Below are 14,733 nucleotides of genomic sequence, written 5' to 3'. Positions count from 1 at the left end.
CGACCCTCACCCCGGTCCGGGGCGCTGGGACTCGTGCGCCTCGGCCGCCGTCGGTCCCTGCGCCGCGGAGCTGCCGGCGTCCGTGTCGGCGTCGAGTCGGGTCGTGTTGCTCGCCAGGTACGCGTCGACCCGCGCCTGGTCCCGCTGGCTGAGCGGGACGAGGAGCTCCTCGACGACGTCCATCAGCTCGGCCAGGCGGCGGTTGAGGCGACGCGCCTCCTGCATCTCCTCCTCGAGCGCCTCGACGCGTGCTTGCAGCCCGGAGCCGCGACCGGCGAGGCCGCGCAACCTCGAGGCACCGAGCCGGCGTGCGCGGGGCGGACGCTGGGGCATGTCGCATCGACCTTTCAGGTGGTGGCAACCAGGAGCGGGGACTACCCTACGACCGGCCCGCCGGCGGTGCCGAGCCAACCTCCGGTTGCGCCCTGGCGATCATCGTCCGCCGCGACGGCCACGATAGGTTGGCCGACCGAGCCGCCGTCGGGGGCGGCTCGTCACCTCGAGGCAGGACGTCCACCAGAAAGGCCCTGACCGTGATCGGCATCGTGCTCGCCGCTGGAGCCGGACGCAGGCTGCGTCCCTACACCGACTCGCTGCCGAAGGCGCTCGTCCCCGTCGACGGGGACGTGACGATCCTGGACATCGCACTGCGCAACTTCGCCGCCGTCGACCTGCGCGACGTCGCCGTCGTGGTGGGGTACGCCGCCGAGGCGGTCGAGGAGCGGCGCGCCGCCCTCGAGCAGCGGTACGGCGTGACCCTCGAGCTGGTCTACAACGACAAGGCCGAGGTCTGGAACAACGCCTACTCGCTGTGGTGCGCGCGCGACCACATGGCCGACGGAGCGCTGCTCGTCAACGGCGACACGGTCCACCCGGTCGCGGTGGAGGAGACGCTGCTCTCCTCCCGAGGCCCCGGCATCGTCCTCGCCGTCGACGCCGAGAAGCAGCTCGCCGAGGAGGAGATGAAGATCCGCGTCGACGACGGCGGTCGCCTGGTGTCGATCACCAAGCTGATGGACCCGGCGTCGGCGTACGCGGAGTACATCGGCGCCACGCTCATCGAGGGGTCGGCCGCCCCGCGGCTGGCCGAGGCCCTGCGCGCCACCTACGAGCGCGACCCCCAGCTGTACTACGAGGACGGCTACCAGTACCTCGCGGACCACGGCGAGGACCTCGGACTGGCGCCGCTCCCGTCGGGCACGACGTGGGTCGAGGTCGACGACCACGCCGACCTCGCGCGAGCCCGGGACATCGCATGCCACTACTAGCGAGGATGCTGGCGAGCCCGCTGCACCTCGAGATCGGGGCCGGGGCCGTCGAGGGTGTCCCGCAGCTCCTGCACGACCGGTACATCTCGACGACCGGCAGCGTCCTGGTCGCCGTCGGGCCGTCGACGGGGGCGGAGATCTGGGAGCGGCTCGAGCCGGCCCTCCCCGGCGCGACGTTCCACGCCGTGCACGAGGCCAGCCTCGCGGCGGCCACCGAGCTCCAGGCGGCGCTGGGGGAGCGGGGGTACGACGCCGTCGTGGCCATCGGCGGCGGGAAGACCCTCGACGTCGCCAAGTACGCCGCGACCCGGGCCGGCATCCCGATGATCGCGGTCGCCACCAACCTCGCGCACGACGGGATCTGCTCCCCGGTCGCGTCGCTGGAGCACGCGCACGGCAAGGGCTCCTTCGGCGTGGCGATGCCGCTCTCGGTCGTCGTCGACCTCGACTACGTCCGGGCCGCACCGACCCCGCTCGTGTCCGGCGGCGTCGGCGACGTGGTGAGCAACCTCTCGGCCATCGAGGACTGGCTGCTGGCCGGCGCGGAGCGGGGTGAGCCCGTGGACGGCCTGGCGCTGGCCTTCGCCCGGACCGCCGCCGAGGCGGTCATCGGCCGCACCGACTCGGTGCGGGACGAGGCCTTCCTCGTGGTGCTGGCCGAGGCGCTCGTGCTCTCCGGCATGGCGATGGCCGCCGCCGGCACGTCGCGGCCCTGCAGCGGCGCGTGCCACGAGATCCTGCACGCCATCGACCAGCTGTTCCCCGGGACCGCCGGTCACGGAGAGCTGGCGGGTCTGGGCGCCGCGTTCGCGACGTACCTGCGTGACCAGGAGGACCGGTTCGAGCAGGTCGTGACGTGCCTCACCCGGCACGAGCTGCCCTGCCTGCCGGGCGAGATCGGGCTCACGGAGGAGCAGTTCGTGTCGGCCGTGCTGGCAGCGCCGGAGACCCGCCCCGACCGCTACACGATCCTCGAGCACCTGGCGATGGACGAGGATCGCGCGAGGGAGCGCGTCGCCGGCTTCGTCGCGGCCGTGCACCGCGTCCGATCGACCGTTCCGACGCCCGCTGACCGCCCGCTCGGCTGATCCGCGGGGGGCCCGTGCTGATGCGGGCCGGACCGTGTGCCGCTGGTAGTCTCGCGGCAACACCGCCCCCGTACGACAAGGACTTCGAACGTGGCAAACGCCTCCGGGAGCGTGGCTGCGCCACGCCCCGACTCCGATCCCAACGAGGGCTTCCGGGTGGTGCAGCGCACCATCATGCGCGCCTCCCAGGAGCTGGACGTCCGGGCCCTCTACATGGGTGCCGTGACCTCGATGGCCAGCAGCGCCGACGCGTCCTCGGGACAGTCGGGCGCGGACCGGAGCAAGTCCGAGCGGGCGTCGAGCGCGAGCGAGCTCGCCCCCTCCGCCGACACCGGCATGATCGGCTACGGGCGGGTCGACGAGAACGACCACACGATCGCCGAGAAGGGCCGTCGGATCACCTTCGGCACCTACTTCAACGCCTTCCCGGCCAGCTACTGGCGGCGGTGGACGGAGCACCGGTCCGTCCGGCTCGTGCTGCGGGCCCGCGGCGAGGGTGCGCTGATCGTCTACCGCTCCACCGCGCGCGGTCAGGTGCTCCGGGCCGACTCGATCCCGCTCGACAGCGACCAGGCGATCACGGTCACGCGGGACCTGACCCTCGACCCGTTCATCGACGGCGGCTGGTACTGGTTCGACCTCGAGGCCGGCGACGGTGAGGCCGTGCTCGAGAGCGCCGAGTGGCTGATCGAGACCGACCGCCAGCAGCCCGGTCGGGTCAGCATCGGCATCACGACGTTCAACCGCCCCGACTTCTGCAGCGACCAGCTGGTCGCGCTGTCGCAGGACCCCTCCACCCTCGAGATCCTCGACGACGTCTTCGTCGTCGACCAGGGCAACCAGAAGGTCGTCGACACCGAGAACTACGCGACGGCGAAGGCGGTGCTGGGCGACCGCCTGCACGTCATCGACCAGCCGAACCTCGGTGGCTCGGGCGGGTTCTCCCGCGCGATGTACGAGTCGGTCCAGCGCGGGACGTCCGACTACGTCCTCCTGCTGGACGACGACGTCGTCTGCGAGCTCGAGGGGATCAAGCGCGCGATCGCCTTCGCCGACCTGACGCGACGCCCGACGATCGTCGGCGGCCACATGTTCAGCCTCTACGACCGCACCGTCATGCACGCGTACGGCGAGGCGCTGTCGAAGTGGACCTGGTTCTGGGGTCCGGCACCGCAGACCAAGCACTCCCACGACTGGGCGCGGCGGCCGCTGCGGTCCACGCCGTGGCTGCACCGCCGGATCGACGTCGACTACACCGGCTGGTGGATGTCGCTCATCCCGACCTCGGTGATCCGTGAGATCGGGCTCTCGATGCCCATGTTCATCAAGTGGGACGACGCCGAGTTCGGCCTCCGCGCCGGCCAGGCCGGGTTCCCGACGGTCACGATGCCCGGCTCGGCCGTCTGGCACGTCCCGTGGACCGAGAAGGACGACACGCTCGACTGGCAGGCCTACTTCCACGAGCGCAACCGGCTGGTGTCGGCACTGCTCCACTCGCCGTACGACCACGGCGGTCGCCTGGTGGTGGAGAGCCTCACCAACCACGCGAAGCGGCTGGTCTCGATGCAGTACGGCACCGGCGACATCATCATGCAGGCCCTCGAGGACGTCCTGGACGGCCCGGAGCGGATGCACCGTGACATGGCCGAGCGGCTGCCGCACCTGCGCTCGACGGTCAAGCAGTACGACGACGCGCGGACGAACCCCGACCTCGAGCTGTTCCCGCAGCCGCGGATGAAGAAGCCGCCGCGCAAGGGCAAGGGGATCCCGAACCCCACGAGCATGCCGGGCAAGCTGATGCTGGCGGCGACCGGTCTCGTCCGACAGGTCCGCGCGCCCCGTGAGATGTCGTCGGACTTCCCCGAGGGGATCGTCCCGCACGTCGACCAGAAGTGGTTCCGGCTGGCGCACTACGACTCGGCCATCGTCTCGACGGCGGACGGGACCAGCGCCGCGTGGTACCGCCGCGACCGCAAGCAGTTCATGGAGCAGATGCGGCGCTCGACCGCCCTCCACGCCCGCCTCTACAACGAGTGGCCCGAGCTGAGCGAGCGCTACAAGGAGGCGCTGACCTCCCTCACCTCACCCGAGGTGTGGAAGGCGTCCTTCGAGGGGACCGATGGCTGAGTCCGCCACGGCGGTCCGTGCCGACGAGACCACCCTGCCTCCGCTCAGCCCGCCGTCGGCGACGACGGGCCTGTTCGAGGTCTTCCGTCGGCGCTACCTGCTGCGCCTGCTGGTCGGACGCGAGATCAGCGCGCGCTACCAGGGCTCGGTGCTGGGGCTGCTGTGGTCCTATGTCAACCCGCTGACGCAGTTCTGCATCTACTACTTCGTCGTCGGGATCCTCTTCAACCTGCACAGCAACGTCGAGAACTTCGCCATCCACATGTTCTGCGGGATGGTCATCGTCCACTTCTTCAACGAGACGTTCAACGCCGGCACCCGGTCGATCGTCCGCAACCGTTCGCTGGTGAAGAAGATGGCGATGCCGCGCGAGATGTTCCCCGTCGCCTCGATGCTGGTCTCGCTCTACCACGTGCTCCCGCAGCTGATCATCCTGGTCATCATCTGCGTGCTGTCGGGGTGGCTGCCGGGGATCGGTGACCCGGTCGCCATCGCGCTGTCGATGGCGATCATCATGACCCTCGGCACCGCGATGGCCCTGCTGTTCAGCGCCGCGAACGTCTTCTTCCGCGACGTGTCGAACGTGGCGTCGATCCTGACCAACTTCGTGCGCTTCGGCGTCCCGATGATCTACCCCTACAGCCTGGTCGCCGAGCGGTTCCACGGCCACACCGAGCTCTACCTGGCCGACCCGCTCGCCGAGGCCGTGCTGCTCATGCAGCGTGCGTTCTGGGTGGGCACGACGTCGGACCCGTCGGTGACGATCGCGCAGCACATGCCGGACCACCTCTACCTGCGCAGCGTCATCGCCCTCGGCATCTCCCTCGTCGTGCTGGGCATCGGGCAGCTGGTGTTCTCCCGCCTGGAGAACCGGATCCCGGAGCGCCTCTGATGACGGGCACCGAGTCGATCGTGGTGGACCACGCCACGAAGATGTTCACGCTCCGCTACCACCGCACGTTCAAGCAGATGACGGTGGCCGCACTGCGGCGCCAGGACATCAGCGACAGCTTCAAGGCCGTGGACGACGTGTCGTTCACGGTGCACCAGGGCGAGTCGATCGGCTTGATGGGGCTCAACGGGTCGGGCAAGAGCACCCTGCTCAAGCTCATCAACGGCGTGATGCGTCCCGACAGCGGCCAGGTCCTCACCCGAGGCCGGATCTCCGGCCTGATCGCCACCGGCGCCGGCTTCCACCCGCAGCTGACCGGCCGCGAGAACGTCTTCCTCAACGCCGCCGTGCTGGGCATGAGCGAGGCGGAGACCAAGCGCAAGTTCGACGACATCGTGGAGTTCGCCGACATCGGCAAGTTCATCGACTCGCCGGTGGGCCACTACTCCTCGGGCATGTTCGCCCGCCTCGGCTTCGCCGTCGCCATCCACGTGGAGTCCGACATCTTCCTCGCCGACGAGGTGCTCGCGGTGGGGGACCGGCCGTTCAAGCGCAAGTGCCTGAGCAAGATGCAGGAGATCCGCGACAGCGGCCGCACCCTCTTCTACGTCAGCCACGCCGCTGCCTCGGTCAAGAAGATGTGCGACCGGGTGATCGTCCTCGAGCAGGGCAGGGTGGGCTTCGACGGCGACGTCGAGGCCGGCATCAAGTACCTCCAGTACGACGGGTCGGACACCCAGGAGGAGCTCGAGAGCGAGGACGAGATGGACGAGGAGCTCGGCGCGGACATCTAGCGGAGCGAAGCGCAGCCGACTCTCCCCGACTCGCAGCCCGCCCCGCGTCGGCATGCCGACCTCTTGTGCACGATGCGCCGACCCGCGCCTCCTGCGCGGGCACGACGCGCCGACTCGCGCCTCCGCCGGCCAGCCGACCGGTCTAACTACACGCCTGAGATTTCTTGACAAATCTCGTCAACCTCGGCGTGTCGAGTGGAAATTACAGTCTTGTAGTTACTCAGTTTCTCTTCCGCGGCTGCTGTGGCGCGTGTGAAATGTGTGTCTCGTGTGAACTTCCCCGCACACATGGAGAACTCGGATGCCCCCCAGCAAGATCAGGTTCGTCACCGTCTGCCAGCAGCTGCTGGCGCTCGGTGTCGTGCTCGCCGCGCTGACGCCGGCGGCGAGCGTCATCAGCCTCGACGTGGTCCGCGAGACCCCGGCCGGCTCCGAGATCCACGCGTCCGTCCGGACCAGCCTCGCGGCGTACACCCGTGAGGCCACCCGGCCGTCCAAGGTCCCGACCCAGGTCGTCGACCCGACCGTCGACGAGTACGCGCTGACGGCTCCCGCCGACCGTCCGGACGCCCGCCTCGACGTGGAGCGCGCGCCGCTGGCCCGCGGCAAGGTCGGGGCACTGCCCGGCGCCACGGTCACCAGCCTCCCCGAGCCGGTCGTGGGGTACGGCGCGGTCGGCGTGACCTGGGCGCCGGGGACGACGATCCCCGAGGGCGGCATCACCCTCCAGGTCCGCAGCCGGACCGGTGGCACGTGGTCGGGCTGGATGGACATCGGCTACGACCCCGAGCACGGCCCGGACCCCGGCTCGGCGGAGGCGCGACACGCGCGCCCGGGCACCGACGCGCTGCTGGTCGGTGACGTCGACGAGGTCCAGGTCCGGGCGCGGCGCGACGGGGCAGCGCTGCCGGCCGACCTCCGGCTCGCGGTCGTCGACCCGGGCCAGGCCCAGCACTCCGCGATGGAGAAGCCGGCCCTGGACACGACCACCATGGACGGCGGCGTCGGGCCGGCCGTCGCGACCGGTGCCCCCGCCACCCTCGCGACCGACCCCGGCGAGGGCACGGCCGGGTCGGACCGGATCGACCTCCAGGCGGCGACCTTCACCCCGAAGCCGCAGATCTTCTCGCGCGCGCAGTGGGGCGCCGACGAGAGCATGCGCGAGAAGAGCTCGCTGCACTACGGCGAGGTGCACGCCGGCTTCGTGCACCACACGGTGAACGCGAACGACTACACCCGTGCCGAGGTCCCCGCCCTGCTGCGGAGCATCTACGCGTACCACACCCAGTCCCGCGGGTGGTCCGACATCGGCTACAACTACCTCGTCGACCGGTTCGGCCGCATCTGGGAGGGGCGGTACGGCGGCATCGACCGTCCGGTGGTCGGGGCGCACACCCTCAACTACAACGACTACGCCTTCGCGATGTCCGCGATCGGCAACTACGACATCGCCCAGCCCTCGCACGCGATGGTGGAGGCGTACGGCGCCCTCTTCGCGTGGAAGCTCTCGCTGCACGGCGTGGACGCCTCCTCGGACAAGCAGTGGGTCGGCTCGCGCTACTTCGAGGCGATCAACGGCCACCGTGACGCGGCGGCGACCGCGTGTCCGGGGCGCTACCTCTACGCCAAGATCCCCGAGATCCGCCGGCTCGCGGCCGCGGCGCAGCGCGGGTGGTCCGGTCGTGAGCTGGAGTCCGACCTGGCCGGCTCGTCGTACCCGGACCTCGTCGTACGGCGGGCCAGCGACGGTCAGGGGTTCGTCATCCCCACCGGTGGCCTGACCGGCTTCGGCAAGGGCGTGGCGGCGACCTCCGGCCTGGTCGGCGGCCAGCAGGTGGTCGTGACGCCGGACGTGACCGGCGACGGCACCGGCGACCTCGTCGTGGTCTCCTCCGACGGCAGCGCCGAGGTCCGTCCCGGCGACGGCCACGGTGCGTTCGGCACGGCGGTGCGGACCACGCGGGCGTTCGCCGGCCACGACCTCGTGACCGCGGTCGGTGACCTGAACGGCGACGGCCGCAACGATCTCGTCGCCCGGGCCCCGGACACCGGGCGTCTCGACGCCTACCTCGGCCGGAGTCAGGGCCGCTTCCGGGCGGAGCGGCTCGGCACGGTCTGGGGCGACTACACCGACCTGGTCGGTGCCGGCGACGTCGACGGCGACGGCCACGCCGACCTCCTCGGCCGGGCCGCGAACGGCACCCTGTGGCTGCACCCCGGCGACGGGGACGGCGGCTTCGGCGCCAAGGTGCAGGTGCCCGGCAGTTGGAGCAAGTACGTGACACTGACCGGGATCGGTGACTTCGACCGCGACGGCGACGCCGACCTGTTCGCCCGGTCGGCGGGCTCCAAGCAGGGCTACGTCGTCCCGTCGAACGGCGACGGCACCTACGGCCACCCGTTCGGCCCGGTGTCGCGGATCGCGAACGTCGGGACGCTGGTCGGCGCGGCGCAGCTGACCGGTGACGGCACTCCTGACCTGGTCGGTCGCAACGGCAGGAAGCTCGTCGTCTACCCGAACAGCGGCACGGTCGAGACCGAGCGCCCGATCGCCACCGGCATGGACCTCTCGAAGTCCGACCTGGTGCTCAACGCCGGCGACTGGGACCGCGACGGCTTCGGCGACGTGATCAACCGCAACAAGGAGACCGGCGCCCTGTTCCTGCGCCGCGGCGACGGGACCGGCCACTTCGCCGCCCCGGTCCGGATCGGGCAGGGCTTCAAGGGCGTGGCGCTGCTCGCCGCCGTCGGTGACATGACCGGCGACGGCTGGCCGGACCTGATGGGACAGCCGTCGGGTGGGTCGATCCGGATCTACCCGGGCGCCGGCCTCAAGGGACTCCGTCCCAGCTACGAGGCGCACAGCCGGATCACGGCGGGCCGGCAGGTGCCGGTCGGTCGATGGGACGGGGACGGAGCGCCGGACTCGCTGTTCCGCGTCGGCAACAAGCTCACCCTCTTCCCGGGCAACGGCCCCGGCGGTCTCACCAGCCCCAAGCCGCTCGGCGTGGACCTCGCGCCGTACGACTGGGTGATCGGGGTCAGCGACGTCCAGCTGCACGGCCACGCCGACCTCGTCGTGCGGGAGAAGGCGACCGGCGACCTGTGGTTGCTCCCGGGGACGGCCACCGGCTTCGGTGCCCGTCGCTACTTGGCCTCGGGGACAGGGGGCTACGACCTGGCCGGCTGAGGCCGGAGCAGGCTGGCTGGTCGACCCGCTCTAAGGGAAGCGGGCCGTGACGCGCTCGGCGGTCGACACCGCATCGAGACGCCCCGGTCCGGCGTGGGTGACCAGGACCAGCGAGCCGCCTCGTGAGAGCGGCTCGGTGAAGGTGGCGAGACCTGGTGGGGAAGCCGGGTTCGCCTCCGTGAGGAGGCGGCCGCCGTCGGAGAGCAGGTTCCCGGCGGCGGCCGTCCGCCACGTCTCGCCCTGGGTGGCGCCGCCGTACGACGGGCCCGTGGCCAGGTCGTCCGCGGTCGGCGGGTCCCAGGGGGTGAAGGCGTCCGGCTGCGACCAGACGTCGACCCCGACGTCGTGGACGTCCGGCGGCAGCGGGTCGGCGAAGCGGACCCCGAGCGGCAGCAACGAGCAGGCCAGGACCGGGATCTCGGCAGCACGCCCGGCCCACCGCTCGAGCTCGTCGGGCCCGCAGACCACGGCGTCCGTGCCGCCCGGTCCGGGCCGGGCGTCCGCCGGCCCCGTCACGACCAGCCCGACGGTCCAGGCGGCGCCGAGGAACACCGGTCCGAGCCAGTGGGCCGGCAGGTCCACGCACAGCGCCTGGCCGCGCTCGAGCCCGTGCTCCTCGGCCAGCAGCGAAGCCGTCTTGGCGACCCAGTTCGCGTACGTCGTCACGGACAGCTCGACCCGCTCGCCGCTCGCGTCGTCGTAGAACGTGATGAGCGGGCGGGCGGAGTCGGATCGCAGCTGGCGCGCCAGCACGTCGGCGAAGGTGGTCACTCCGCCAGACACTAACCTCTCAGCCATGGCGTCCGAGACCGCACCGATCGACCATTTCTGGGCCGTGATCCCGGCCGGCGGCGCCGGCACCCGCCTGTGGCCGTTGTCGCGGTCGTCCGCACCGAAGTTCCTGCACGACCTGACCGGCGGGGGGCGCACCCTGCTGCAGGGCACGCTCGACCGGCTGGCCCCGCTCACCGGCGACCGCGTGGTCGTCGTCACCGGCCGGCCGCACCGTGACGCCGTCCGGGCCCAGCTGCCCGAGGTGAGCGACGGCTGGGTGCTGGCCGAGCCGTCACCGCGCGACTCGATGGCCGCCATCGGGCTGGCCGCCGCCCTCCTCGAGCGCCACGACCCGGACGCCGTGATGGGATCCTTCGCCGCCGACCACGTGATCGCGGACCCGGACCTGTTCGCGGAGTCCGTGCGGGCCGCGGCGGCGGTCGCCCGCGAGGACTGGCTGGTGACGCTCGGCATCGAGCCGGCGTTCCCGTCGTCGGCCTTCGGCTACATCCACCTCGGCGACCCGCTGCCCGGCCACCCGGGTGCGACCGCAGTCCGGGAGTTCGTCGAGAAGCCGTCGGTGCGCACCGCGACCGAGTACCTCGCGACCGGGCGCTACCGCTGGAACGCCGGCATGTTCATCGTGCGCCCGACGGTGCTGCTCGACCTGCTCGGCCGGTGGCACCCCGAGTTCGCCGCCGCGCTCCGCGCGATCGCCGCCGACCCGGCCCGGCTCGACGAGCTCTGGCCGGGGCTGCCGAAGATCGCCCTCGACCACGCCGTCGCCGAGCCCGCCGCCGACGCCGGCCGGGTGGTCTGCGTGCCCTCGGCGTTCCGGTGGGAGGACATCGGCGACTTCGACTCGCTGGCGGCGCTGGTCGGCGGCGACGCCGCGGGCGCGGCCGTCCTGGGCGACGCGTCGCTGGTGCGCGCCGTCGACGCCTCCGGCCTCGTCGTCCCGGCGTCGGGTCGCATCGTCGCGGTCGTCGGGCTCGACGACGTCGTCGTCGTCGACACCCCGGACGCGCTCCTGGTCACCACCCGTGCACGCGCGCAGGACGTCAAGCAGGTCGTGGCCGAGCTGAAGGAGGCCGGGCGCGCCGAGCTGACCTGACGCGTCGGGACGGCCGAGTCGGCGGGCGTCGTTCGCGTTCGCGACTGGGTTTCGAGACGCGTCGCACGTCCCTCACTGCGCTCGGTCCGTGCCGACGCTCCTCAACCTGGCGCCGGGGTCTCGCCCGAGCAAGCTCGGGCGAGCGGCGCTCACCTCGACCTGGCGCCTGGTCGTCTCCCGAGCAGGCTCGGGAGACGGGCGCGCATCACATCGCTGCGGGCTCGGGCGTGTCCGAGAAGGGGTACTTGTCCATGAAGGTCTGCAGGGCCGCGCCGCTCGGGGCCGAGCAGTACTGGAAGACGCCGACCTGCTTGGTCGCGTCGGTCTCGCCGGTGCCGCCGGCCGACCAGTGCGTCAGCGCGACGTGCTGGCCCTCGGGGAACTTCTTGCCGTTCTCGTCGCTCGACTCCCAGGGCGCTGCGATGAACTTGTCGCGGAAGTTGTCGCCGGACTCGTCGAACTTGGCAGCGATCGCCTGCACCTCGTCCATCGCGCTGGAGTCGTCGGCGATCGTCGAGTCGTACCAGAGGATCGTGTAGCCGTGCTCGAGGTTGTGCACCAGCGCCTCGAGCTCGGGCCGGTCGTCGGTGGTGTAGAACTTCCGGGCGAACGGGGCCGGCGCGACGCCCGCCTCGTTCCAGTGGGCGCCGAACGCCGGCGGCGCGGTCGTGTAGTCGACCGGGGTCCCGATCGGGACGTGGTTCTGGTTGCCGTCCGCCTTCTTGGTGACGATGTCCTGGCAGGCCGAGGCCGGGGCGCCGATCTGGTCCAGCGCCTTGCTCTCGATCGCGCGCTGGTCCATCTTGTCCTTGACGATCGGCACGATCGCCGCCGCGAGGAGCCCGACGGCGATGAGGACGCAGACGCCGACGATCGCGAAGTTGCGCCGGCGGTCGCCGCCGCGCTGCTTCTTGCGCATCTCCTCGAGGACCGCCTGGCGGTTGGACTTGGGGGACTTGGCGGACTTGGCCACGACTCGTTTTCCTCTGGGTGCTGACCGACGGCGGGACGACGACGGCAGAGTCTACGGGCGGGCTGGTCGCAACCGGGCATCGCTCGGGGAATCGGTCTCCAGGACCTCCCAGCCGTGCGCGAAGGCCAGAGCGGCGAGGGGGCGGGAGAGCCCGCGGGGGAAGGTGACGGTCAGCGAACCGCCCTCCCGGGTCGACACCGACGGCACCAGCCCGAGCACCTCGGTGATCACGGCGGCCAGCTCCGCGGGCGCCGCGGGTGCGCCGAACGGCGCCCGGTCGCCCGGGTCGCCGACCAGGGCGCGGACGACGGCCTCGCGGGCGCCGTACCCGAACAGGTCGGCGGTCTCGGGGCGGATCAGGGACCTCGCACCGGGCCCGTGCTCGCGGGGCGGCAGCACCAGGTCCGCGCGGCCGCGCACGACGGCGAACGGGCGGCCGGTGAGCTTGCCCTGGGCGAGCTCGGCCATGCCGGCGATCTCGTCGGCGACGGCCGGCTGGGTGACGGCGAGCTCGTTGCCGTGGGCGTCCGCGCGGCCGGCGTACGGCTCGGAGACCAGCAGCCCGGCGGCGCCGATCGCGATGTCCGTCTGGCCCTCGCGCCAGGCCCGCCCGGCGGTGTCGGTCACGACGACCCCGACGTTGCGACCGGTCCGCACGCGGATGCCGGCGCGGAGCTCGCGGGCCGACCCGTCCGGGTCGACCGGCAGCAGGACGACCGAGCCCGTGGCGACGTTCGACGCGTCGATGCCGGCGGCCGCCATGGTCAGGCCGAGCCGGTTGCGCACGATCATCGTGGGGCCGCGGCGGGCGACCACCCGCTCGGTCTCGCCGACCAGCAGCTCCTCCCGGGTCCCGCGGACGACGCGCCCCTCGGCCTTGCTGACCACCTTGCTCGTGACGACGACGACGTCGCCGTCCGCCAGGTCCACGTGCGCCAGCAGCACGTCGACCAGGTCGGCCCCGGGCCGGATCTCGGGTACGCCCTCGGGCGCGGAGACCTCGACCCGGCTCATCGAGCGACCAGCTCCACGGCGGCCGCGGCCATCGCCGCGGTGGCGTCGAGGTCGGTCATCATCAGCGGCACCGCGCGGCAGGGGAGCCCGCCGGCGACGACCGCGTCGACCTGGTCGGCGTCGACCTGGTCGACGAGCCAGCCGTCCAGGACCCCGCCGTCGGTCCGGGAGCCGTAGTGCAGACCGACGCCGGCGGCGCTCACCTCCACCCCGATCGCGGTGAGCAGCTGCTCGGCCATGCCGCGGACGTGCGTGCCCCCGACGATGGGGGAGAGGCCGACGACCGGGGCGCGCGTCGCGACGAGCGCCTCGCGGACCCGGGGGACGCCGAGGATGGTGCCGACCGACACCACCGGGTTCGAGGGCGGCAGCACGACGAGGTCGGCGTCGGTGATCGCGTCGATCACCCCGGGGCCGGGGGTCGCGTCGTCGAGACCGACGACCACGACGGCCTCGGCGGGGACCGACGCGCGTAGCCGCACCCAGTACTCCTGGAAGTGGACGACCCGACGGCCGCTGGGTGAGTCCGCGTCGGCGATCGCGATGTGGGTCTCCGCGCGGTCGTCGGTCATCGGCAGGAGCCGGACCCGGTCACCGAGGGTCGGGGTCAGCCAGCGCCGGCACAGCGCCTCGGTCACCTGGGAGAGGGGGTAGCCGGCGTCGAGCATCTGGGTGCGCACGAGGTGGGTGGCGAGGTCGCGGTCGCCGAGACCGAACCAGGTCGGCTCCACGCCGTACGCCGCCAGCTCCTCCTTGGTGCTCCAGGTCTCCTCGCGGCGGCCCCAGCCGCGCTCGGGGTCGATCCCGTCGCCGAGGGTGTACATCACGGTGTCGAGGTCGGGGCACACCTTGAGCCCGTGGACCCACAGGTCGTCCGCCGTGTTCGCGACCACGGTGACCACCGCGTCGGCGTCGACACCCGGGACCAGGCCCCGCCCGATCCCGTGCAGGAGGCCCCTTAGGAAGCGGGCGCCGCCCATCCCTCCCGAGAGCACCGTGATGTTGTGCATGGCCCCTAGCCTGCCGTACCAGGGTCGCGTCGAGCTCCGCCGGTCGGAGCCCATACCAGATCCGGGGTTGACTTCCGGGGTACGACAGGCATGTAATTCCCACAGTGTCGTTCGCGATGGTGTCGCGGTGATCCGGGCCCGTGAAGCGGGACCGCGGCAGGGTCGGGGATGTGGGAGCAGTACCGGGTCGAAAGGGCGAAAGCCGTGCGAGAACTATTTCTCCTCGACGGGGACGCCGAGGAAGCAGGATGGCAGGAGCGGGCGCTGTGCGCCCAGACCGATCCCGAGGCCTTCTTCCCCGAGAAGGGCGGGTCGACCCGTGAGGCGAAGAAGGTCTGCCTCACGTGCGAGGTGCGCGACGAGTGCCTCGAGTACGCACTGATGAACGACGAGCGTTTCGGGATCTGGGGCGGCCTCTCCGAGCGGGAGCGTCGCAAGGTCAAGAAGCGCGCCGTCTGACGAGCACCGTCTGACCGGTCCGCGGCGCGG

Annotated in this window: 13 protein-coding genes; 8 read left to right on the top strand and 5 right to left on the bottom strand. The window is 71.9% G+C overall.

Annotated features, from left to right (window positions below; translation table 11 throughout):
* Positions 1-6: 6 nt before the first annotated feature.
* A complete protein-coding gene (locus tag ACILQ5_RS01205) occupies positions 7-333 on the bottom strand; it encodes a DUF6752 domain-containing protein (protein ID WP_395656136.1) in 327 nt (108 codons plus the stop codon).
* A gap of 200 nt (positions 334-533) precedes the next feature.
* On the opposite strand from ACILQ5_RS01205, the gene ACILQ5_RS01200 reads away from it, so the two are divergent.
* The 6 genes from ACILQ5_RS01200 (at position 534) to ACILQ5_RS01175 (ending at position 9,359) form a co-directional block, all read left to right on the top strand.
* Entirely contained in the window at positions 534-1,268 is a 735-nt protein-coding gene (locus tag ACILQ5_RS01200; RefSeq protein WP_395656135.1) for a sugar phosphate nucleotidyltransferase, read from the top strand.
* Positions 1,269-1,273: 5 nt separating this feature from the next.
* On the top strand, positions 1,274-2,356 hold the full coding sequence (locus ACILQ5_RS01195; RefSeq protein ID WP_395656134.1) for an iron-containing alcohol dehydrogenase family protein: 1,083 nt from the start codon (positions 1,274-1,276) through the stop codon (positions 2,354-2,356).
* Between the two features lie 90 nt (positions 2,357-2,446).
* A complete protein-coding gene (locus ACILQ5_RS01190) occupies positions 2,447-4,483 on the top strand; it encodes a glycosyltransferase (RefSeq protein ID WP_395656133.1) in 2,037 nt (678 codons plus the stop codon).
* Positions 4,476-5,375 carry an ABC transporter permease gene (locus ACILQ5_RS01185; protein ID WP_395656132.1) on the top strand — a complete coding sequence of 300 codons (900 nt, stop codon included), beginning with the start codon at positions 4,476-4,478 and terminating at the stop codon, positions 5,373-5,375. Before ACILQ5_RS01190 ends, ACILQ5_RS01185 begins: the two co-directional genes overlap by 8 nt.
* On the top strand, positions 5,375-6,169 hold the full coding sequence (locus tag ACILQ5_RS01180) for an ABC transporter ATP-binding protein (RefSeq protein ID WP_395656131.1): 795 nt from the start codon (positions 5,375-5,377) through the stop codon (positions 6,167-6,169). The genes ACILQ5_RS01185 and ACILQ5_RS01180 overlap by 1 nt, the downstream gene beginning before the upstream one ends.
* A 301-nt stretch (positions 6,170-6,470) precedes the next feature.
* Positions 6,471-9,359: an FG-GAP-like repeat-containing protein gene (locus tag ACILQ5_RS01175; protein ID WP_395656130.1), complete on the top strand. Its 2,889-nt coding sequence runs from the start codon at positions 6,471-6,473 to the stop codon at positions 9,357-9,359.
* Between the two features lie 30 nt (positions 9,360-9,389).
* Here ACILQ5_RS01175 and ACILQ5_RS01170 read toward each other — a convergent pair whose 3' ends face one another.
* The gene (locus tag ACILQ5_RS01170) at positions 9,390-10,130 is read right to left on the bottom strand and encodes a TIGR03089 family protein (protein WP_395656129.1); all 741 of its coding nucleotides are present in this window, start codon (positions 10,128-10,130) and stop codon (positions 9,390-9,392) included.
* 25 nt (positions 10,131-10,155) lie between these two features.
* Between ACILQ5_RS01170 and ACILQ5_RS01165 the strand changes: the two genes are divergently transcribed.
* Positions 10,156-11,247 (top strand): mannose-1-phosphate guanylyltransferase, encoded by a 1,092-nt coding sequence (locus tag ACILQ5_RS01165; RefSeq protein WP_395656128.1) that lies wholly within the window; start codon positions 10,156-10,158, stop codon positions 11,245-11,247.
* 205 nt (positions 11,248-11,452) lie between these two features.
* On the opposite strand, the gene ACILQ5_RS01160 is transcribed toward ACILQ5_RS01165, so the two are convergent.
* The 3 genes from ACILQ5_RS01160 to cofD are packed head-to-tail and all read right to left on the bottom strand — an operon-like array spanning position 11,453 to position 14,244.
* Positions 11,453-12,220, bottom strand: coding sequence for a DUF3105 domain-containing protein (locus ACILQ5_RS01160; RefSeq protein ID WP_395656127.1), 768 nt, complete (start codon positions 12,218-12,220; stop codon positions 11,453-11,455).
* A 51-nt stretch (positions 12,221-12,271) separates the two neighbouring features.
* Positions 12,272-13,234: a coenzyme F420-0:L-glutamate ligase gene (cofE, locus tag ACILQ5_RS01155; RefSeq protein WP_395656126.1), complete on the bottom strand. Its 963-nt coding sequence runs from the start codon at positions 13,232-13,234 to the stop codon at positions 12,272-12,274.
* Positions 13,231-14,244: a 2-phospho-L-lactate transferase gene (gene cofD / locus ACILQ5_RS01150; RefSeq protein WP_395656125.1), complete on the bottom strand. Its 1,014-nt coding sequence runs from the start codon at positions 14,242-14,244 to the stop codon at positions 13,231-13,233. The genes cofE and cofD overlap by 4 nt, the downstream gene beginning before the upstream one ends.
* A 204-nt stretch (positions 14,245-14,448) precedes the next feature.
* Here cofD and ACILQ5_RS01145 point away from each other — a divergent pair, with 204 nt between their 5' ends.
* Positions 14,449-14,703, top strand: a complete 255-nt coding sequence (locus tag ACILQ5_RS01145) for a WhiB family transcriptional regulator (RefSeq protein WP_395656124.1) — start codon at positions 14,449-14,451, stop codon at positions 14,701-14,703.
* Positions 14,704-14,733 lie beyond the last annotated feature (30 nt).

Source organism: Nocardioides sp. (genome assembly GCF_044226305.1).
Classification (GTDB): domain Bacteria; phylum Actinomycetota; class Actinomycetes; order Propionibacteriales; family Nocardioidaceae; genus Nocardioides.
This window is presented reverse-complemented; position numbering and strand designations above follow the sequence as displayed.

Coding starts and splice junctions, on each gene's coding strand:
- ACILQ5_RS01205 (WP_395656136.1), bottom strand. CDS start 333: ATGCCCCAGCGTCCGCCCCGCGCACGCCGGCTCGGTGCCTCGAGGTTG.
- ACILQ5_RS01195 (WP_395656134.1), top strand. CDS start 1,274: ATGCTGGCGAGCCCGCTGCACCTCGAGATCGGGGCCGGGGCCGTCGAG.
- ACILQ5_RS01185 (WP_395656132.1), top strand. CDS start 4,476: ATGGCTGAGTCCGCCACGGCGGTCCGTGCCGACGAGACCACCCTGCCT.
- ACILQ5_RS01180 (WP_395656131.1), top strand. CDS start 5,375: ATGACGGGCACCGAGTCGATCGTGGTGGACCACGCCACGAAGATGTTC.
- ACILQ5_RS01175 (WP_395656130.1), top strand. CDS start 6,471: ATGCCCCCCAGCAAGATCAGGTTCGTCACCGTCTGCCAGCAGCTGCTG.
- ACILQ5_RS01165 (WP_395656128.1), top strand. CDS start 10,156: ATGGCGTCCGAGACCGCACCGATCGACCATTTCTGGGCCGTGATCCCG.
- cofE (WP_395656126.1), bottom strand. CDS start 13,234: ATGAGCCGGGTCGAGGTCTCCGCGCCCGAGGGCGTACCCGAGATCCGG.
- cofD (WP_395656125.1), bottom strand. CDS start 14,244: ATGCACAACATCACGGTGCTCTCGGGAGGGATGGGCGGCGCCCGCTTC.